At 68.2% G+C, this 17,503-nt stretch carries 14 protein-coding genes; 5 read left to right on the forward strand and 9 right to left on the reverse strand.

What is annotated here, in order from left to right:
- The first annotated feature begins 368 nt into the window (after window positions 1-368).
- Window positions 369-1,013: a DUF1707 SHOCT-like domain-containing protein gene (locus CKJ82_RS09695; protein WP_095537973.1), complete on the forward strand. Its 645-nt coding sequence runs from the start codon at window positions 369-371 to the stop codon at window positions 1,011-1,013.
- Here CKJ82_RS09695 and CKJ82_RS09700 read toward each other — a convergent pair.
- Window positions 1,010-1,774: a hypothetical protein gene (locus tag CKJ82_RS09700; protein ID WP_095537974.1), complete on the reverse strand. Its 765-nt coding sequence runs from the start codon at window positions 1,772-1,774 to the stop codon at window positions 1,010-1,012. The two genes, CKJ82_RS09695 and CKJ82_RS09700, sit on opposite strands and share 4 nt — an antisense overlap.
- Window positions 1,775-2,019: 245 nt before the next feature.
- Here CKJ82_RS09700 and CKJ82_RS09705 point away from each other — a divergent pair, with 245 nt between their 5' ends.
- The 4 genes from CKJ82_RS09705 (at window position 2,020) to CKJ82_RS09720 (ending at window position 6,655) form a co-directional block, all read left to right on the forward strand.
- Window positions 2,020-2,985 carry a methylenetetrahydrofolate reductase gene (locus tag CKJ82_RS09705; RefSeq protein ID WP_095275321.1) on the forward strand — a complete coding sequence of 322 codons (966 nt, stop codon included), beginning with the start codon at window positions 2,020-2,022 and terminating at the stop codon, window positions 2,983-2,985.
- A 44-nt stretch (window positions 2,986-3,029) separates the two neighbouring features.
- Window positions 3,030-5,300 carry a 5-methyltetrahydropteroyltriglutamate--homocysteine S-methyltransferase gene (gene metE, locus CKJ82_RS09710; protein WP_095537975.1) on the forward strand — a complete coding sequence of 757 codons (2,271 nt, stop codon included), beginning with the start codon at window positions 3,030-3,032 and terminating at the stop codon, window positions 5,298-5,300.
- Window positions 5,301-5,404: 104 nt separating this feature from the next.
- Window positions 5,405-5,929 (forward strand): peptidylprolyl isomerase, encoded by a 525-nt coding sequence (locus tag CKJ82_RS09715; RefSeq protein WP_095537976.1) that lies wholly within the window; start codon window positions 5,405-5,407, stop codon window positions 5,927-5,929.
- A gap of 63 nt (window positions 5,930-5,992) precedes the next feature.
- A complete protein-coding gene (locus CKJ82_RS09720) occupies window positions 5,993-6,655 on the forward strand; it encodes a rhomboid family intramembrane serine protease (protein WP_095537977.1) in 663 nt (220 codons plus the stop codon).
- Between the two features lie 352 nt (window positions 6,656-7,007).
- Here the strand turns inward: CKJ82_RS09720 and CKJ82_RS09725 are convergent, their stop codons facing one another.
- The 8 genes from CKJ82_RS09725 to CKJ82_RS09760 form a co-directional block, all read right to left on the reverse strand.
- Window positions 7,008-8,453 (reverse strand): hypothetical protein, encoded by a 1,446-nt coding sequence (locus tag CKJ82_RS09725; protein ID WP_095537978.1) that lies wholly within the window; start codon window positions 8,451-8,453, stop codon window positions 7,008-7,010.
- Between the two features lie 317 nt (window positions 8,454-8,770).
- On the reverse strand, window positions 8,771-9,043 hold the full coding sequence (gene crgA / locus CKJ82_RS09730; RefSeq protein ID WP_095275316.1) for a cell division protein CrgA: 273 nt from the start codon (window positions 9,041-9,043) through the stop codon (window positions 8,771-8,773).
- A gap of 11 nt (window positions 9,044-9,054) precedes the next feature.
- Window positions 9,055-11,235 (reverse strand): Stk1 family PASTA domain-containing Ser/Thr kinase, encoded by a 2,181-nt coding sequence (pknB, locus tag CKJ82_RS09735; protein ID WP_095538040.1) that lies wholly within the window; start codon window positions 11,233-11,235, stop codon window positions 9,055-9,057.
- Complete coding sequence (locus tag CKJ82_RS09740) at window positions 11,235-12,824, reverse strand: serine/threonine-protein kinase (protein ID WP_095535825.1); 1,590 nt, start codon at window positions 12,822-12,824, stop codon at window positions 11,235-11,237. The genes pknB and CKJ82_RS09740 overlap by 1 nt, the downstream gene beginning before the upstream one ends.
- A gap of 54 nt (window positions 12,825-12,878) precedes the next feature.
- The gene (locus CKJ82_RS09745; protein WP_095535826.1) at window positions 12,879-14,324 is read right to left on the reverse strand and encodes a penicillin-binding transpeptidase domain-containing protein; all 1,446 of its coding nucleotides are present in this window, start codon (window positions 14,322-14,324) and stop codon (window positions 12,879-12,881) included.
- Window positions 14,321-15,685: an FtsW/RodA/SpoVE family cell cycle protein gene (locus CKJ82_RS09750; RefSeq protein WP_095537979.1), complete on the reverse strand. Its 1,365-nt coding sequence runs from the start codon at window positions 15,683-15,685 to the stop codon at window positions 14,321-14,323. The genes CKJ82_RS09745 and CKJ82_RS09750 overlap by 4 nt, the downstream gene beginning before the upstream one ends.
- Window position 15,686: 1 nt before the next feature.
- The gene (locus tag CKJ82_RS09755) at window positions 15,687-17,057 is read right to left on the reverse strand and encodes a PP2C family protein-serine/threonine phosphatase (protein WP_095537980.1); all 1,371 of its coding nucleotides are present in this window, start codon (window positions 17,055-17,057) and stop codon (window positions 15,687-15,689) included.
- Window positions 17,054-17,503 (reverse strand): FHA domain-containing protein FhaB/FipA, encoded by a 450-nt coding sequence (locus CKJ82_RS09760; RefSeq protein WP_095275311.1) that lies wholly within the window; start codon window positions 17,501-17,503, stop codon window positions 17,054-17,056. Before CKJ82_RS09760 ends, CKJ82_RS09755 begins: the two co-directional genes overlap by 4 nt.

The raw sequence follows: 17,503 nt of genomic DNA on the forward strand, positions 1-17,503 counted from the left end.
GTGGAAGGATTGTGATGTGCCGGCGTCACAGTGCGATGCGCATCATATGGTGGAGCATCAGCATGGGGGTGAGACTGAGGTGGGGAATTTGGGGTGGTTGTGTCGGTATCACAATTATCAGGCCGGTAGGCCGTCGCGTGGGCGGACGCAGCGTCGGGATGGGCGGATTGTGTGGGTCTCGCCGTCGGGTCGGGTCACGCCGACTGGGGTGGATCACGTGGCGCGGGCGCCGTTTCGTACCCCGGACCCGCCGGATGGCGGGTAGCGTGTCGTCGCTTTCGAGTCAGCGCCAGTGCCCCTGGCGCCAATACGCATGCCTGCCTGCGAAAATGGCCGCAGAAGACGGCGCCGGGTGTTAGCATCAAGGTATGAGCATTCGGTGTAACCACGACGACCGCAACCGCGCGGCCGAGGTCCTGTCCACTGCGCTTGGCCAGGGGCAGATTGACGTGAACGAGTTCGAGGAGCGTTCCTCGAAGTGCGAGGCGGCCACGACTCGCGACGACCTCGTGGCCCTCATCGCCGACCTTGTCGATGACCCCCAGAACCGCCTCTTCGGCCACCGCGAGCCGGCGCAGATCCCGGGCGCCGAGCTCGCCCCGCCTGTTGAGGCTGCGCTCGCACAGGTGCAGGCGGTCGAGCGCGGTCGGAGCGTCTCGCTCGGCGTGTTCGGCGGGTCGAAAGTCCGCGGCGACGCCATCGCGGCCACGCACACGGCGGTGGGCGTCTTCGGCGGCGTAGACATTGACCTGCGCGGTGCGCAGTTGGCGAAGCCGGTGACCACCATCAATGCGGTCGGCGTCTTCGGCGGTGTCGACGTGTACGTGCCCGAGGGCTTCCGCGTGCGCGTCAACGGGGTCGGGCTCTTCGGCGGCCACGACATGCAACTGGCGCCCGGCGTGATCGACCCGGCGGACCTGCCGGATTCCGCGCCCGAGATCGTGGTGCGCTGCTTCAGCCTGTTTGGCGGCGTCGACGTCCACGTGGTCAGGCGCGGCGACCCGCGCCTTTAGTCCTCGCGCAGCGAGTGGCGGCTCTTGCGGGTGGAGGTGCCGCGGGTGGCCTTGCGCTGGTCGTCCTCGAGCGTGTCCAGGGTGGACAGGCCCTCGCCAGTGCCCTCGGCGTGGTCGCGGGTGTCGTTGAGGCTGGTGGTCAGCACGGTCGAGCCAGTCGAGCCGGCGGAGTCTTTCGCGTGCGCGCCGGTGGCGGTGTCGTTGGCGGTGTCGGGGGAGTACACGCCGGTGCTCTCCTCGGCGTGCAGATCGTCCTCCGTGGTGGTGGAGTAGACCAGCTTCGCCTCGCCGGTGCTGGTGCGCGGCTGGGGGGCGGGCTCGGGGGCGTCGTTAAGCTTGTCCTTGAGCCAGAACTGCCAGCACGCCCAGCCGGCGCCGGCGAGCGCCGCGAGGCCGAAGATGCCGGCCGCGATCTTGCCGCCGTTGCCCTTGGCCTTCTTCTTGTGCTGCTTCGCCTCGGCCTTCCAAGCCTTGCGCTGCTCCTCGCGGGCCGGCAGCGCGGCGTTGAAGGCGGCGCGGCGGCGGTCCAAGCGCTTGTGGGCGGCGCGGGTGACGTCGCCGGCTTGGGTACGGGCGGCGTCGTAAAGCTCCTCCAGCTGCTCCTTGTCCGCAAGGTCGTGCAGGGAGTCGATGTTGTTGTTCTTCAGCGTGTCAACGAGCGAATCGTACAGCTCGCGCTTCTTCTTCTCGTCCTGCCCGCGCAGGTACTTCACGGTGTCGGAGATGCCGGTGAGCAGGACCTGGAAAATTTGCGTGTTCATTGTCGCTCCTCTGTGTAGGGGGTCGAGGTCGGTTCGCCCCAAGGCTACCCAAACCGCCGCCGCGCCCGCCCGGACCAAGCGTTACGCAAAAACATACCAAGCTGTTCATTTCTGCGATTAATATTCACGAATTTAACGCGCGTGGCCTGCCCGGATGTGCCCCCTCGTTGTGCCCCGAAAAACCGGCCCCTAGATTCTTGGACACCGTTGAAAAACGGCCCCAACACAGAGAAAGGCGGAAACCAATGCGCGGCACTTTTGCACCGACGCGGCTGTCTGCCTCCGCGCCGATCGACCGCGTCGGCGAGGACACCACGCAGCAGCGGCGGCGCACGCGCACCGCGTTGAGCTTCGAGCTGATCCCGCCCCGCCACGGCGCGGACGAGGGCAAACTCGACGAGCTCATCGCCGGCCTCGCGGCCTACCGCCCCGACTACGTCTCCGTGACCAGCTCACGGCGCAGCGACTGGCTCACCGGCACGGCCGCGCTCATCGCGCGCGTCGCCGAAACAACCAACCTGCGCCCGATCGCGCACCTCGCCTGCACCGCGGGCACGCGCGAGGAGCTGGTCACGTGGATTCGCACGCTCATCGACGCCGGCGTCCGCGGCTTCCTCGCCCTCCGGGGCGACCTGCCCGAGACCGGCATGCCAGCGGACCACCTCCAACACGCCACGGACCTGCTCAACCTGATCCAGGACGTGGAGGACGAGGAGGCGTTCCGCCTGGCCGCCGGCAAGCTGGCGCTGTCGGTGGCGTGCTACCCGTCGGGGCACGCGGAGTCCAAGAACTTCGACGAAGACCTGGACGTGCTGCTGTCCAAGCAGCGGCTGGGCGCGGATTTCGCCATCACGCAGCTGTTTTTCAACGCGCAGGACTACCTCGACTTTGTTGAGGTGGCCCGACTCGCCGGGGTCCGCATCCCGCTCATCCCCGGCATTATGCCCATGACCAGCCTGAAGCGTGTGCAGCGGATGGGCGAGCTCTCCGGCATCGAGGTGCCGGAGTGCGTGGCCCGTACGCTCGCGCAGGCCACGACGCCGGAGGAGGAGTACGAGCTGGGCATGCAGATGTCCGCGCGGCTCGCCAACACCATCCTGGACGCCGGCACCGGCGGCCTGCACGTGTACACGCACAACAACCTCGCTGTGACCCAGGACCTGTTGTCCCGCATCGGGATCCCGCAGCGGGCAGACCACTCACCCCAATAAACCCGAATTACCCGACCCACCCGTTTCCATGGAAAGGACCTACTGTGTCATCCTCGTCACCGTTCCCCAAGGCCACAATCGAGGGCTACCCGCGCATCGGCGCGAACCGCGAGCTGAAGCGCGCGCTGGAGAGCTACTGGGCGGGCCGCATCGACGCGGACACGTTCCGCTCCACCACGCATGCGCTGCGCATTGACAACTACAACCACCTGCGCGACCTCGGGCTGACCGAGGATTACGCCATCGCCGCCGACGTGGCCTACTACGACCAGGTCCTGGAGACGGCGCTGACCGTCGGCCTGATCCCGGGCGGCACCGACCTGGACGAGGAGTTCGCCCTCGCCCGCGGCAACGACACCCGCGTCCCGCTCGAGATGACCAAGTGGTTCGACACCAACTACCACTACCTCGTCCCGGAGATCGCCGCTGGCCAGGACATCGCGCCCGCCGCGGAGCGCATCGTGCGCATCTTCGAGGAAGCCAAGGAGGCCGGCCACACGGTCCGCCCGTTCCTGGTCGGCCCCGTCACCCTGATTGCCCTGTCCAAGCCGGCCGAGTGGTCGCTGTTGCCCTCGCTTATCGACGCCTACGCCACCGTCCTCGCAGCCCTCAAGGACGCCGGTGCCGAGTGGGTCCAGCTGGCGGAGCCCGCCCTGGTCGCCGACCTGTCCACCCCGGACGCGGAGCTGGCGCAGCACCTGCGCGAGGCGTACACGACGCTCCTCGGCGCGGACAACCGCCCGGCCGTGTACCTGACCACCCCGTACGGCGCGACCCGCGAGGCGCTGCCGGTCCTGGCGGAGCTCGCCCCGGAGGCGCTGCACGTGGACCTGGCGCCGTGGACCCTTGACCAGGACGCCGACTACCCGCAGCGCGTGGCCAAGGCGATCCCGGCGGAGACCCACCTGGTGGCGGGCCTGGTCGACGGCCGCAACGTGTGGGCCGCGAACCTGCGCGAGCGCACCGAGGTCCTCGAGGCCGTGGCCGCCGGCCGCGACGCCGTCTCGGTCTCCACGTCCACCTCGCTGCAGCACGTGCCGCACACCCTGGCCGCGGAGAAGAACCTGCCCGTGGACGTCGCGACCTGGCTGTCGTTTGCCGACGAGAAGGTCGCCGAGATCCAGGCGCTCGTCGCCGGCCCCGAGGCCGCCGAGGAGGCGTTCGCCCAGTCGGATCGTGCGGTCCGGACGAGGGCTGAGAGCGAGAAGATTCACAACGCGGGCGTCGAGAAGCGTGTGCAGGCGCTCCCCGAGGGAGCCGTGCAGCGCCAGCCGGAGTTCTCCGCGCGCCAGGCCGCGCAGCGCGAGGCGCTCGGCCTGCCGACGCTGCCCACGACCACGATCGGCTCGTTCCCGCAGACCCCGGAGATCCGCAAGGCGCGCGCCGACCACAAGGCGGGCGAGCTCGACGACGCCGCCTACCAGGAGGCGCTGCGCACCGAGATCAAAAACGTCATCGAGCTGCAGGAAGAGATCGGCGTCGACGTGCTCGTCCACGGCGAGGCCGAGCGCAACGACATGGTGCAGTACTTCGCCGAGCTGCTCGACGGCTTCGTTGTCACCGAGAACGGCTGGGTCCAGTCCTACGGCTCCCGCTGCACCCGTCCGCCGATCGTCGTCGGCGACGTCTCCCGCGCCGCCGCGATGACGGTCGAGTGGGCGAAGTACGCGCAGTCGCTGTCCGACAAGCCGGTCAAGGGCATGCTCACCGGCCCGGTGACCATCCTGGCCTGGAGCTTCAAGCGCGACGACGTCCCGCTCGCCGTCTCCGCCGACCAGATCGCGCTCGCGCTTGCCGACGAAGTCCGCGACCTCGAGAACGCCGGCATCAAAGTCATCCAGATCGACGAGCCCGCCCTGCGCGAGCTCCTGCCGCTGCGCACCGACGACCGCGCCGCCTACCTCGACTGGGCCGTCCGCGCGTTCCGCCTGGTCGCCCTGGAGGCGCAGCCCGCAACCCAGATCCACACCCACCTCTGCTACTCCGAGTTCGGGCAGATCATCGACGCCGTCGCCGCCCTCGACGCCGACGTCACCTCCATCGAGGCGGCGCGCTCCAAGATGGAGCTGCTCGAGGACCTCGACGAGTCCTTCCACTCCGAGATCGGCCCGGGCGTGTGGGACATCCACTCCCCGCGCGTCCCGTCGCAGGAGGAGATCGCCGGGCTGCTGCGCGCCGCGCTCGAGAACGTGCCGACCGAGCGCCTCTGGGTCAACCCCGACTGCGGCCTGAAGACCCGCGGCTACGCCGAGGTCGAGCCGTCGCTGCGCAACCTGGTCGCCGCGCGCGATGAGGTCGTCGCTGGCCTGAAGTAGGCGCCGCGCCGAACACGCGACCCGGTGGTGTGGGAACGCACCCCGGGTCGCTTTCGTGTGCCACCCTCCGCCACCCGCGCGCGAAAATGCGTATCCTGGGACCCATGACTGATAAGACGCAGACGATGACCCTGCACACCAACCACGGCGACATCGTGATTGACCTGTTTGGCAACCACGCGCCGAAGACCGTGGAGATCATCACCGGCCTGGCCAAGGGCACCCAGGAGTACTCGGCGGCCAACGCCTCCGGCTCCAACGAGGGCCCGTTCTACGACGGTGCGATCTTCCACCGCATCATCCCCGGCTTCATGATCCAGGGCGGCGACCCGACCGGCACCGGCACCGGCGGCCCGGGCTTCAACTTCGCCGACGAGTTCCACCCGGAGCTCACCTTCGACCGCCCGTACCTGCTCGCCATGGCGAATGCCGGCCCGGGCACCAACGGCTCCCAGTTCTTCATCACCGTCGCCGAGACCCCGTGGCTGAACAACCGCCACACCATCTTCGGCGAGGTCACCGACGAGGCTTCGCGCAAGGTCGTCGACGAGCTGGCGAACGTGCAGACCGGCCGCATGGACCGCCCGGTCGAGGACGTCGTCATCAAGTCCGTCGAGGTCTCCGAGTAAGACCGCTTCGACCCTTGCCCCCGCTCAGTGCAGCGGGGGCACTTTTGTATTTGGAGGCCTGACATGCAGAAGATTGCCCAGCAGTTCTTCCGCGGCGCGCCCGTGAGCGTGGCCATTACTGCGCTGTGCGCCCTCGTGTACGCGGTGATGGCGGTGCAGTCGCGCTCGCTGGACAGCGTGGTGTGGGATTCGGTGGGCGCCGAGCTCGTGCTGTGGGGGCCGGAGACGCGGGGCGCGGGGCTCGTGCGCGCGCTCACCGCCGGGTTCGTGCACTTAAGCGCCACACACCTCGTGCTCAACATGCTCATGCTCGCCGTGATCGGCACCGAGGTCGAGCGCGCCGTGGGCAGCGGCCCCTACGCGGTGGCGTACGCGGCGGGGATCCTGGGGTCCTCCGCCGCGGTGCTCCAGTTCGCGTTCCTCACCCCGACCGCGGGGGCGTCGGGCGCGCTCTACGCCCTCATGGCGGTGTTCGTCGCCATCGCCTATCGACGCCACGTCGACCCCCGCCCCGCCCTCATCCTCCTCGCGGGCAACGTGGTGTACACGCTCGTCGCCTCGGACGTGAGCGTGTGGGGGCACGCCGGCGGGCTGGTTGCGGGGGCGCTGATGGCGTGGCCGGTGACGTCGCCAAGCGTGCGCACGCGGTGGGTGGCGGCGTGGGTCGCGCTGGCGGTGTGCACGGTGAGCACTGTGTGCACAGTGTGCACGGCGAGCGCGGGGTAGCTGGCGTGGGGATTGTGGAGAAGTGCGGCGTGTTGTCCACCGGTTATCCCCATGGGGAGTTTTCCACAGATCTATTCACATTGTGGATAGTTACGGGCGTGTAATTCCTCGAACTGGGGGCGGGGTGGCGTCGATTGGCGAGGGCAAAGAGCGTTCGAACAGCCACTTTGTTCGGATTGTGGAAGTAGTGCACAGGTTTATCCACAGGCTGTGGAAAGTGGGGTATGCACAGAGGGATCCACAGCCTGTGGATAACTTCGCCGTTGTGGGCGCAGCAAGAAGCCCGGGCCTCCGTGGTGGAGAGCCCGGGCGGGAGAAGAAATTTCGAAGCGGAACCGCTTAAGCGGTCAGCTTAGAAGGTGCCGTCCAGCTTGCGGCCGAAGTCGGACACGGTTGCCTCGCGGGAGTCGACGTCCTGGTCGTTGTCGTCGGACTCGTCGCCATCGAGACGGCCGGTCTGGGTCGCGGTGATGTAGTTGTGGATGCGGCCCTCGGAGGTGTTGCCGTCGCCGAAGTTGAAGGAAGCAACTGCAACCTCCTCGCCGGACTTGATCGGGTTAGCCAGGGTGACCTCGAAGGTGCGGACGCCCTTCTTGCGGTCGAAGCCCAGGTCGCGGACGTGAGCGCCCTTGTGGCTGTTGGCGGTGATCAGGCGGTCGACGCCCTCCGGGCCCTCAGCGGTCTTGACGTCAACGCGGAAGGTGACAGCCGGGAACTCGCCGTAGTAGCGGTCCTTGCCAACGTTCTTGATGCGCAGCGCGGTGGTGCCAGCGAAGCCGGAGGACTTCCAGGAAGAAGAGGTGAAGTACGGCTCGAGGTCCAGGTCCTGCTGCTCGCGGTCAGCAGCGTCCTCGGCGGTCTCGCCCTCGGTCTCGGTCTCCTCGATGGTCTCCTCGACCTCGGTGTTCTCCTTGTCAGCAACCTCGGTAGCCTCGTCGTCCTCGACGACCTCGGTGCCCTCGTCGGTGATGTCCTTGTTGGTGACGTCAGCGGCCTCGTCGTCGTTGACCTTGGTCACGTCCTCGAGGTCCTCGCCCTCGCGGAGCTTGTTGACCTCGTCCTCGAAGTTCGGGTTTGCATCGTCGACAGGCTTGGTGACCTGTGCGCCCTTGTTCGGAGCCCAGGAAGCAGCCGGGGTGTCGTAGTTCTTGACGCGGACCTCGTTCTTGACCGGCATGTTTGCGATCCACGCGGTCGGGGTCGCCCAGGTGCCGTTCGGGCGGCAGCGCTGCTGGGTACCGGTCATGGTGACGGTGCGGAAGCCGTAGGTAGCCTCGCCGGTGTTGCCGGCCGGAACCTCGTACGGGCCGATCTTCTGGCCGACGGACCAGGACAGGGAGCCGGAGACGTCCCAACCGAGGGACTTGGCCAGGGTGTAGCCGATGGTGCCCTGCAGGCCGTCCTTGGAGCCGGTGCCGCCGATGTTCAGGGTCTCCGTCTTGGAACCGTTGACGGATGCGGAGATCTGCTGGGTGCGGGACAGGTCCTGGGTCAGGTTGACCGGGCTGTCAGACAGGTTAGTGGTGGAGATGGTGCCGACCGGCAGGAAGTTGTCGGTGACCTTGTAGACCACCGTGCGGTAGTCCTCGGTGGAGTTGCAGACCGGGCGAGCGTTGAGCACGTTGGCCTTGATGTGGTCGGAGCCACGGTAGGTGTGGATGATCGGGAGGGAGTCGTTGGTTGCCGGGGTCTCCGGGCGGGACTCCTCGTTGGTCATTGCGTGAGCGGGGGCGGTCAGTGCGCCACCAGCGATGGCGACGGTAGCCACTGCGGCGAAGGCGGTACGGAAGGCGCGCATGTGGTTTTCCTTTCTGAGATTCGAAGTAAGTGCGATTTCGACGCGGTTGACGTCCTGGTAAGTATTTATAGCGACTAAACTGAGATTGCGCTTAATATAGTACGAATATACCCCCAACCGGGGGTGGCGAGGACTTGTAGAAACATCCATAGGAATACTAACTGTGCAGGTCAAGGGATTTTCGGGAAAATCCGCGAATATTAATGATTACCGCGTTTGCTTACCTATCAATTACTCAAATTCTCAGGTTCGTGCTGACGGCGAGCAAAAAAGAAGCGGATACCCGCGAGGGGTATCCGCCTGCAGCGTGGCGTCGATTAGCGCCAGCCCATTGTCATGAGCAAACCGACGATCATCCCGGCGAAGCCGATGGCGTAATTCCACGGGCCCAGCTCCGCGAGGAACGGGATCTGGTCCGCGGCAAGGTAGAAGACGATCAGCCAGGCCAAGCCCAGGATCATCAGGCCAAACATGATGACCTTGTACCACATCGGGGTACCGCCGGTGTTGATCTTGACCGGGGTGCGGGTAGCGCCGGAGGAAGCGGTAGTGACCGGCTTCGCGTCCTTGGTGACTTTTGCTTTCGGCATATTCTTGCTCCTTACAGGCCGAGCCCGCGGATTGCGTCGCCCAGCTGGTTCCCGTTGGCGTTCTGGGGCGATACCTTACCAGGCGTCCGCGAGGCGGCACTATTGTTCAGCGGGTTGAGCTGGGCCGCGTCGAACTCCCACAGGTTGTAGCCGATGGCCTGGTCCTTGCGGATCGTCTCGCCCGCGCCCACGCCCTGGTGGCCGATCATGCCGGCGTCCACCATCGCGCCCGTGGGCACCGGCGGGCCGGCGACGAGGCGGCCGTTCCAGCCGGCCTCGCGCAGCTTCTCATCCGCAGCGTTGACGTCCAGGCGCGTGATCTCCGGCATGGTCATCAGCATCCCGTTGGACACGCGCAGCTCCACGGTCGTACCCGCGTTGACCTCGGTGTTCTCCCCGGCTACGGCGAGGACCTCGCCGTCGGGGCGCTCCGAGTCGATCTTGGTTACCGTTGCGCGCAAGTCTAACGACGACAGCGTCGCCGTCGCCTGGTTCACGTCCAAGCCCACCAGCGACGGGATCTCCACCTGCTTCGGGCCCGAGGACACGGTGATGGTGACCTTGCTGCCCTTGGACAGCTGCGTGCCCGCGGCCGGGTGCTGGGAGATGATCGCACCCTCCGGGACGTCCTCGGACGCCTCGTGGCGGATCTCCTCGTTCAGCTCCAGGCCGCTCTCCTCCAGCAGCGCCTGCGCCTCCTGCGGCGCCATGTCGGTGAGGTCCGGCACGTCCGTGACCTCCTTGCCCGTGGACACGCTCACCGTGATCAGGGTGCCGCGCTGCAGCTCGGAGCCGGCGGTCGGGTTGGTGCCAATCACGTCGCCGCGCGCGAAGTCCGGGCTCGGCTCGTCGCTCACAGCGACCTGGAAGCCCAGGCCCTCGAGCTCGGAGACGGCCTCGTCGCGGTGCTTGCCGGTCACGTCCGGGACCTGCACCATCGACTCCTCCACCGGAGTGTCGGACGAGGTGTCGGGCGTGGAGAAGTACTCGTACGCCAGCCAGGACGCGGCACCGAGCAGGATGAGGCCCAGTAGGGCGGCGATCCACTTCATCCAGGAGATGCGGCGCTTCTCGTGGGAGCGGCGGTGGTCCTCGTAGCGGGTCGTGCCCTGCGGGCGCGGCACTACGCCTTGCGGGCCCTGCGGGCCCTGAGGGCCCTGCGGCGCCTGGGGAGCGTGAGGGCCGGGCACGGCAGTCGCGCCGACGACGGTCGCGTCGGCGGCGTGCGCGCCAGGCTGCTGCTGGCCCAGGTCGTGCTCGGCCGCCGCCAGGTGGGTGCGCGCGGCGTGCGTGACACTGCCGCGCTCCAGAAGCGTGAGGTCCTCGCACATCTGGGTGGCGGACTGGTAGCGGTCGGCCGGGTGCTTCGCCATCGCGGTGAGGATGACGGAGTCGAGGTTCACGGCTTCGTCGTCAGTCAGCGCGTTCGCGGCGTCGGCAGCATTGGCCACGGTGCCGTGCGCGCCGTTGGTGCGGCCCAGCGCGGCGAGGCGCTCGCTCGGCGGCTCCGGGTCCTCCTGGACGTGCATGTACGCCACGCCGAACGGGGACTCGTTCTCAAACGGCGGGGTGCCGGTCACGGCCTCGTACATCACGCAGCCGAGCGCGTAGATGTCGGAGCGGGCGTCCACCGGTTTCCCGCGCGCCTGCTCGGGGGAGAGGTACTGGGCGGTACCGATCACCGCGGAAGTCTGTGTGTGGACGGAGGAGGAATCGTCCACCGCGCGCGCGATGCCAAAGTCCATCACCTTCACCTCGCCGGTGTTGGTGACCATGATGTTGGCCGGCTTGATGTCGCGGTGGATAATGCCCGCGTCGTGGCTGGCCTGCAGGGCGCGCGCCACCGGGATCAGCAGCGACGCCGCCCGATTCGGCGGCAGCGGCCCGTCCTCGCGCACGATGTCGCGCAGGTTCCGGCCGTTGACCCGCTCCATCACGATGAAGGGGACGGCCACGCCGTCGACGTTTTCCGCGCCCGTGTCGTACACCGCCACGATATTCGGGTGGTTCAGGCGTGCAGAGTTCTGCGCCTCCAGGCGGAAGCGCTCGCGGAAGCTCTCGTCCCGCGCCATGTCCATCTTCAGCATCTTGACCGCTACGCCGCGGCCCAGCACTGTGTCGGTCGCCGCGTAGACATCGCTCATGCCGCCGGTGCCAATTACGTCACCGAGCTCGTAGCGATCCGCGATCATCATTGCGCATTACCTCCGAGGATGGAATCAAGGTCAGGCAATTCTATCTCACCTGCGCCGCTGTCCGTTCCAGTGTCGGCGCCTGCGGACGGGGCGGCGGGTGCCGACGGCGCCGGCGTCGCCACGCTCGGCACCTCCTGGGCGCTCGTCGGCGCGCCGGCCGTCTTCGAGCCCTGCGGCGCCGACGGGCGCGCCGCCGAGGTCGGGGCCTCCCGAGAGTGCTTCGGCTGCGTGGGCTCGTCGCTAATGGTCAGCGTCTCGGGGCTCCGCTCGTGGCGCGTCACGGTCTCGCGCTCGCGCGTCGTCGTGTCAGTCTCCGTGTCCTCGTCCTCGCTGGGCGACGGCGTGGATTCCACCGTCTCCGTCTGCGTGACCACGGTCGGGGCCGTGGAAGAGCTCGACGACGCGCCACCGCCGATGCCGTCGAGGACGCCGCTGGTCATCGCCCACGCCGCCGCGCCGCCGACGAGTATCAGGCCGAGGATGCCGGCCACGATTGGGCCGGCCTTGGAGGACTTCTCCGGCTCGCGCGCCGGGGCGGGCGCCTCCCGGTAGGTGCCGGCGCGGGAGGAGGCGGGGGCAGGGGGGCGTCGAGAAGCGACTGCTCGAGCGGCGGAAGGCGGGTACGCGCCCGCGGGACGGGTGGTGCGCTCCTCCGCCACGTCGGCGAGCATCTGGGTCGAGGCGGTGGGGGAGGGCTCCGTGGCAATCACCGCGGTCTGGCCGCCCGGCTGTGCGGGGCGCAGGCCCTGGCGGACCTGCTCGACGGCCAGCTGCATCTCGTTGCCGTCGCGGAAACGCTGGCGCGGGTCCTTGCGCAGCGCGATCTCGATGAGCTCGCGCGCCGGGGCTGAGACGGCGATGGGCAGCGCGGGTGGCTCCGCGGACACGTGCGCGAGCGCGACGGACACGGAGGAATCGCCGGTGAACGGGCGGTTGCCCGAGAGCATCTCGTAGCCCACCACGCCCAGCGAATACACGTCCGACGCGGCGGTGACCTTCATGCCCTGCGCCTGCTCCGGCGACACGTACTGCGCGGTGCCCACGACCATGCCGGTGCGCGTGAGCGGGACCGCCGCCGCGGCCTTCGCGATGCCGAAGTCGGTGATCTTCACCTGCCCGTTCTGCGTGATCATGAGGTTGCCCGGCTTCATGTCGCGGTGGACCAGGCCCATGCGGTGGATCACGGCGAGGCCGTGCGCCGCCTGCTCGAGCACGTCGAGCGCCAGGTTCTCGTCCAGCGCGCCCTCGCGCGCGATGAGGTCCGCGAGCGACTCGCCGCGGATGTACTCCATGACGATGAAGCACATCTGCGCGCCGCTCGGCGACTCCAGCTCGCGGTAGTCGTAGGTGGCCACGACGTTGGGCGAATTGATGCCCTCCGCCGCGAGCGCCTCGTTGCGGAAGCGGGCGAGGAACTCGTCGTTGGAGCTGAACTCCGGCCGCAGGACCTTGAGCGCCACCTCGCGGTCGTGCGCGGGGTCGTCGGCAAGCCACACCGTGGACATGCCGCCGTGGCCGATTACCCACTGCAGTTGGTAATCGTCGCCGATGAGCGACTGCAGTGCTTCGCGGTTCTCAGTGTTCATCGTTCGTATCCTTCTGCTGGGTTCTATTGCTTATCGACGCTACGCAGCCATCCATCACTGCCCCTCCTCCGGAGCCGGCGCCGCGGGTGCCGCGCGCAGGACCGCGCGCCCGAGCGGGCCGGAGACCTGGCCGCCCGTGGCGCCGTTGCCCAGGTGCCCGCCGTTCTTGACCACGACGCCCACCGCGACGTCCTTCGCCGGGTCGAACGCCACGTACCACACGTGCGGGGCGGCGCCCTCGGCGTGCTCGGCGGTGCCCGTCTTGGAGGCGAAGCCGTTGCCGTCGTAGCCCCAGGTGGCGCGCTCGGAGGCGTACATGAGCTCCGTGAGCGTGCCCGCCTCCTCGGGGGTGAGCGCCTCGTTGAGCAGCTCCGGTTTGGTCTCCTCCACGGTGCGCAGGTCCGGGGTGACCACGCGGTTGACCACGTACGGCTTCATCCGTTTGCCGCCGTTGGCCACCACGCCCGCCATGACGGCGGCCTGCAGCGCGGTCATGGTGACGTCGCGCTGGCCGATGGCGGACTGGCCCAGCTCGGCGGCGCCGGGGATGTCGCCCAGCGAGCCGTCCGCGTTGGGGATGCCCAGGTCGTAGTGCTCGCCCACGCCGAAGTCAGCGGCCGCCTTGCGCAGCGGGTCCGCGCCCATGTTCAGCGCCATCTGCACGAAGGCGGTGTTGCAGGACAAGGAGAACGCGGTGGTCAGCGGCACCTGGCCGCCGCCCGCGCAGGCCTGCCCGCCGTAGTTGGTCAGCGGCACGTTGGTGCCCGGCAGCGTGATCTGCGCGTCGCCGGTGAGCATGGACTGCGGCGTGTAGCCGGAGCGCAGGCCCGCGGCGGTGGTGATGATCTTGAAGATGGAGCCCGGCGGCAGCTGCTCCTGCGACGCGTGGTCCAGCAGCGGCTGGCCGGGGTCGTTGGTGAGCTGGGCCCAGGCGTCGTTCGCGGTGGCCGGGTTGGCAATCTGGTTCGGGTCGAACGACGGCGTGGACGCCATCGCGAGTACCTGCCCGCTGGAGGGGCGCAGCGCCACGATCGCGCCGTTGTAGCCGTTGTTGGACAGCTGCTCGTAGGCGAAGGCCTGCAGGTTGGGGTCCATGGACAGCTCGACGGAGTTGCCCACGGCGTCCTCCTCGTGGCCGGTGCGCATGAAGCGGGAGTTGCCCTGGCCGTCGCCGGTCAGCGCGCCGTTGTAGGCGGACTCGACCTGCGAGGTGCCGTAGGTGTCGGACACGTAGCCCACGATCGGGCCGAACGAGTACGGCATGTTGGGGTAGGTGCGCTGGTAGAAGCCGTTGTCGTCGCGGTGGGACTCGGCGAGCACCTGCCCGCCCGCGCTGATCTGGCCGCGGTTGATCTGCTTCAGCTCCAGGAACGTGCGGGAGTTGTGCGGGCTCTGCGCGTACTCGTCCTCGCGGAAGTTCTGGACCACGGTGAAGTTGACCAGCAGCGCCACGGTGAGCAGGAGCGAGAGGATCGCCCCGTATTTCAGCGACTTGTTCATCGGGCGCTCACCGCCTCGGCCACGCCGGTGCCCGGGTGGGACGCCACGGCGGAGGCGTCGTACTCGGTGGGCGTGTTCGCGCTGTTGGAGATGCGCAGCAGCAGCCCGACCAGGATGTAGTTGGCCATAATGGACGACCCGCCCGCCGACATGAACGGCGTGGTCAGACCGGTCATGGGCAGCATCGCGGAGATGCCGCCCGCCACCACGAAGATCTGGATAGCCAGGGTGAGCGCGAGCCCGGAGGCGAGCAGCTTGCCGTAGGAGTCGCGCAGCTGCATCGCGGCGCGGAACCCGCGGGTGACCAGCACGGCGAACAGGCACAGCACGGCGGCGATGCCCACGAAGCCGAGCTCCTCGCCCAGCGCGGCGAGGATGTAGTCCGAGTGCGCGACGGGGACGAGCTCGGGGTGGCCGTAGCCCAGGCCGGTGCCGGTCATGCCGCCCCAGCTCAGGCCGATGAGCGCGTTGGCTGGCTGGTTGCCGGCGCCGTCGAAGTCCTCGAACGGGTTGATGAAGTTGGTAAAGCGCGTCTGGATCTTCTCGCTGACCTGGTAGACGGCGTAGCCGCCCACGGCTACCAGCCCCAGGCCGATGACCAGCCAGGACGTGCGGCCGGTGGCAAAGTACACCATGCCCAGCACGGTAGCGAACAGCAGCAGCGCCGGGCCGAAGTCGTTGGACACGCCCATGATGAGGATGGCGATGGCCCACACCGCCAGAATCGGCGCGAGGTCGCGCAGGCGCGGGAAGGTCATGCCCAGGAAGCGCTTGCCTGCCACGGTGAACAGGGCGCGCTTCTGCGCGAGCAGCTGCGCGAAGAAGATGAGCAGCAGGATCTTGGAAAACTCGCCCGGCTGGATGGAGAACGGGCCCAGCCACAGCCAGATGCGCGCGTCCGCGTAGCCCTCCGGCTGCGGCCACACGAGCGGCAGCGCAAGCAGGATCAGCCCGGCCAGGCCGAGCAGGTAGGAGTAGCGCGATAGCGACTTGTGGTCGCGCACGATCGCCAGCGTCAGCACCATGAGCACGACGCCGACCAGTGACCACAGCACCTGCCGCTCCGCCAGCGGCCCGTAGCCGGGTCGTTCCGCCAGGTCGAGGCGGTAGATGATGACCAGGCCGAGCGCGTTGAGCAGCGAGACCACCGGCAGGATCACCTGGTCGGCGCGCGGCGCGAGCAGCGTGAGCGCGACGTGCGCGATCGCGTACACGCCGACGAAGCCGCCGACCAGGTACAGCATGTCGTTCGACAGTGTTCGCCCCTGGCTCATCTCCAGCCCGAACACCATGAGCAGCAAAAGCCCCGCCGAGCACAGCAGCAGGAGGAGCTCGAGGTTTCGCGAGAATAGCCGCTTCACGTCAGCTCACCGTCCTGCAGGTCTCGGGGTCTTCATGCTTATCGACGCACACCGGCAACGCCTCACCCGCCATGCGGTAGAGCAGGCCGAGGACGTCTTCGTAAGTGCCGCCGCCAAAGTTCTCCGGCACGGAGCGCTGGCTCTCGGGCAGGTCGGATTGGTTGAACACGTGGCAGTCCTCCGGCGTGGAGTCGGCCGAGACGATGCGCAGCCGGTTCCGGTTGTCCAGGCAGGCCTGCTGGATCGGCGCCCGGTCGTCGCGGGAGCCGTGCTCGATGACGTAGTGTCCGTCGCTCGCCGCGGAGACGAAGTACTGGTCAGACGCGCGGTGCTGCACGAACATCAGCCCGGCAGCCACGAGCGCGATCGCCAGCACGAGCGCGCCGACTACCCACGGCCAGACGGTTCGTTTGCCTCGAGGATGATCCTCCTCGTCGGCATCTTCGGCACCGTCGGAGCCGCCAGCGCCGCCGCGGTCGCCCGCGCTGCCGGCCATCTTGGTGGCCTCGCGTTGCTGGTTGGGCGGGATGGTCTCGGACTTGCGCATGATCGCCGCGGCGCGGCTCGCGGACGAGTCCGGGTGCGACTGCTCGAAGTCCGGCGCCAGCGCGCCGGCCTGCACGGGCGCGGTCGGCAGCTCCGGCGCGTCCTTGTCGTCGGTCTCGACGACGTCCGCGACGACCACGGTGATGTTGTCCGGGCCGCCGGAGCGCAGCGCCAGCTCGATGAGCCGCTGCGACGCGACCTCAGGGGTGCCCTGCCCGAGGGCCACCGCGATGGTCTCCGGGGTGACCGGGTCGGACAGGCCGTCGGAGCACAGGAGGACGCGGTCGCCCGGCTGGGTGTTGATCATCTCCAGGTGCGGCTCTACCGGGCGCCCGGTGTACGCCTTCAAGATCAGCGACTTCTGCGGGTGGCTCGACACGTCGGCCGGGTTGAGCTTGCCCTCGTTGACCAGCGACTGGACGAATGTATCGTCTTCGGTGATTTGGGTCAGCGTGCCGTCGCGAAGCAAATAGCCCCGGGAGTCGCCCACGTGGATCATGCCGAAGCCGAGGCCGTTGAACATGAGCGCGGTGAGCGTCGTGCCCATGCCCGCCTGCTCCGGGTGGTGCTTCACGGACTCGGCGATCGACGCGTTCGCGTCCTCCGCCGCCGCCCCGAGCAGGGCGAGCATGTCCGCGTCGCCGGGGTCGCGGTCCAGGTGCTCCATGTGCTCGACCATGAGCTGGGAGGCGACCTCGCCGGCTGCGTGGCCGCCCATGCCGTCGGCAAGCACGAGCAGCTGCGGGCCCGCGTATGCCGAATCCTCGTTGTTGCCCCTGACCAGGCCGCGGTCGGACGCGGCGACGTAGTTTAAGCGCAAACTCATGGCATCAGCCTCACAATCGTGCGTCCCATCTTTATATCCGTGCCCACAGACACCCTTTCCGGCTGGTCAATGCGCGTGCCGTTGACAAACGTGCCGTTGCGCGAATCCATGTCCTCGATGAACCACTCGCTGCCGCGGCGGAACAGGCGCGCGTGCGTGGAGGACGCGAAATCGTCGCCGAGCTGGAAGTCGTTGTCACCGGCCCGCCCGATAGTTAAGTCCTCCAGGCTGGCAATTTCCATGTGGGAGCCTTTGAGGGGCCCCTCAACTACCGCAAGCTCTCGTGCCTTCTCGCGGCGGATGGGAGCGGAGCTCTTCGCTTGTCGACGCACCGCCCCCGCAGCCCGCACCACATCCTTCCGCTGCACCCACAGGACGAGCAAGATGAACACCCACAGCAGTGCGAGCAGGCCGAAGCGGGCGCTGAGAATCACAGCGGAATCCAT

Source organism: Corynebacterium gottingense, from assembly GCF_002285125.1.
Taxonomy (GTDB): domain Bacteria; phylum Actinomycetota; class Actinomycetes; order Mycobacteriales; family Mycobacteriaceae; genus Corynebacterium; species Corynebacterium gottingense.

Excerpts from the sequence above, each read along its gene's own strand:
- CKJ82_RS09695 (WP_095537973.1), top strand. The coding sequence starts at position 369 with ATGAGCATTCGGTGTAACCACGACGACCGCAACCGCGCGGCCGAGGTC.
- CKJ82_RS09700 (WP_095537974.1), bottom strand. The coding sequence starts at position 1,774 with ATGAACACGCAAATTTTCCAGGTCCTGCTCACCGGCATCTCCGACACC.
- CKJ82_RS09705 (WP_095275321.1), top strand. The coding sequence starts at position 2,020 with ATGCGCGGCACTTTTGCACCGACGCGGCTGTCTGCCTCCGCGCCGATC.
- CKJ82_RS09715 (WP_095537976.1), top strand. The coding sequence starts at position 5,405 with ATGACTGATAAGACGCAGACGATGACCCTGCACACCAACCACGGCGAC.
- CKJ82_RS09720 (WP_095537977.1), top strand. The coding sequence starts at position 5,993 with ATGCAGAAGATTGCCCAGCAGTTCTTCCGCGGCGCGCCCGTGAGCGTG.
- CKJ82_RS09725 (WP_095537978.1), bottom strand. The coding sequence starts at position 8,453 with ATGCGCGCCTTCCGTACCGCCTTCGCCGCAGTGGCTACCGTCGCCATC.
- crgA (WP_095275316.1), bottom strand. The coding sequence starts at position 9,043 with ATGCCGAAAGCAAAAGTCACCAAGGACGCGAAGCCGGTCACTACCGCT.
- pknB (WP_095538040.1), bottom strand. The coding sequence starts at position 11,235 with ATGATCGCGGATCGCTACGAGCTCGGTGACGTAATTGGCACCGGCGGC.
- CKJ82_RS09740 (WP_095535825.1), bottom strand. The coding sequence starts at position 12,824 with ATGAACACTGAGAACCGCGAAGCACTGCAGTCGCTCATCGGCGACGAT.
- CKJ82_RS09745 (WP_095535826.1), bottom strand. The coding sequence starts at position 14,324 with ATGAACAAGTCGCTGAAATACGGGGCGATCCTCTCGCTCCTGCTCACC.
- CKJ82_RS09755 (WP_095537980.1), bottom strand. The coding sequence starts at position 17,057 with ATGAGTTTGCGCTTAAACTACGTCGCCGCGTCCGACCGCGGCCTGGTC.
- CKJ82_RS09760 (WP_095275311.1), bottom strand. The coding sequence starts at position 17,503 with ATGGATTCCGCTGTGATTCTCAGCGCCCGCTTCGGCCTGCTCGCACTG.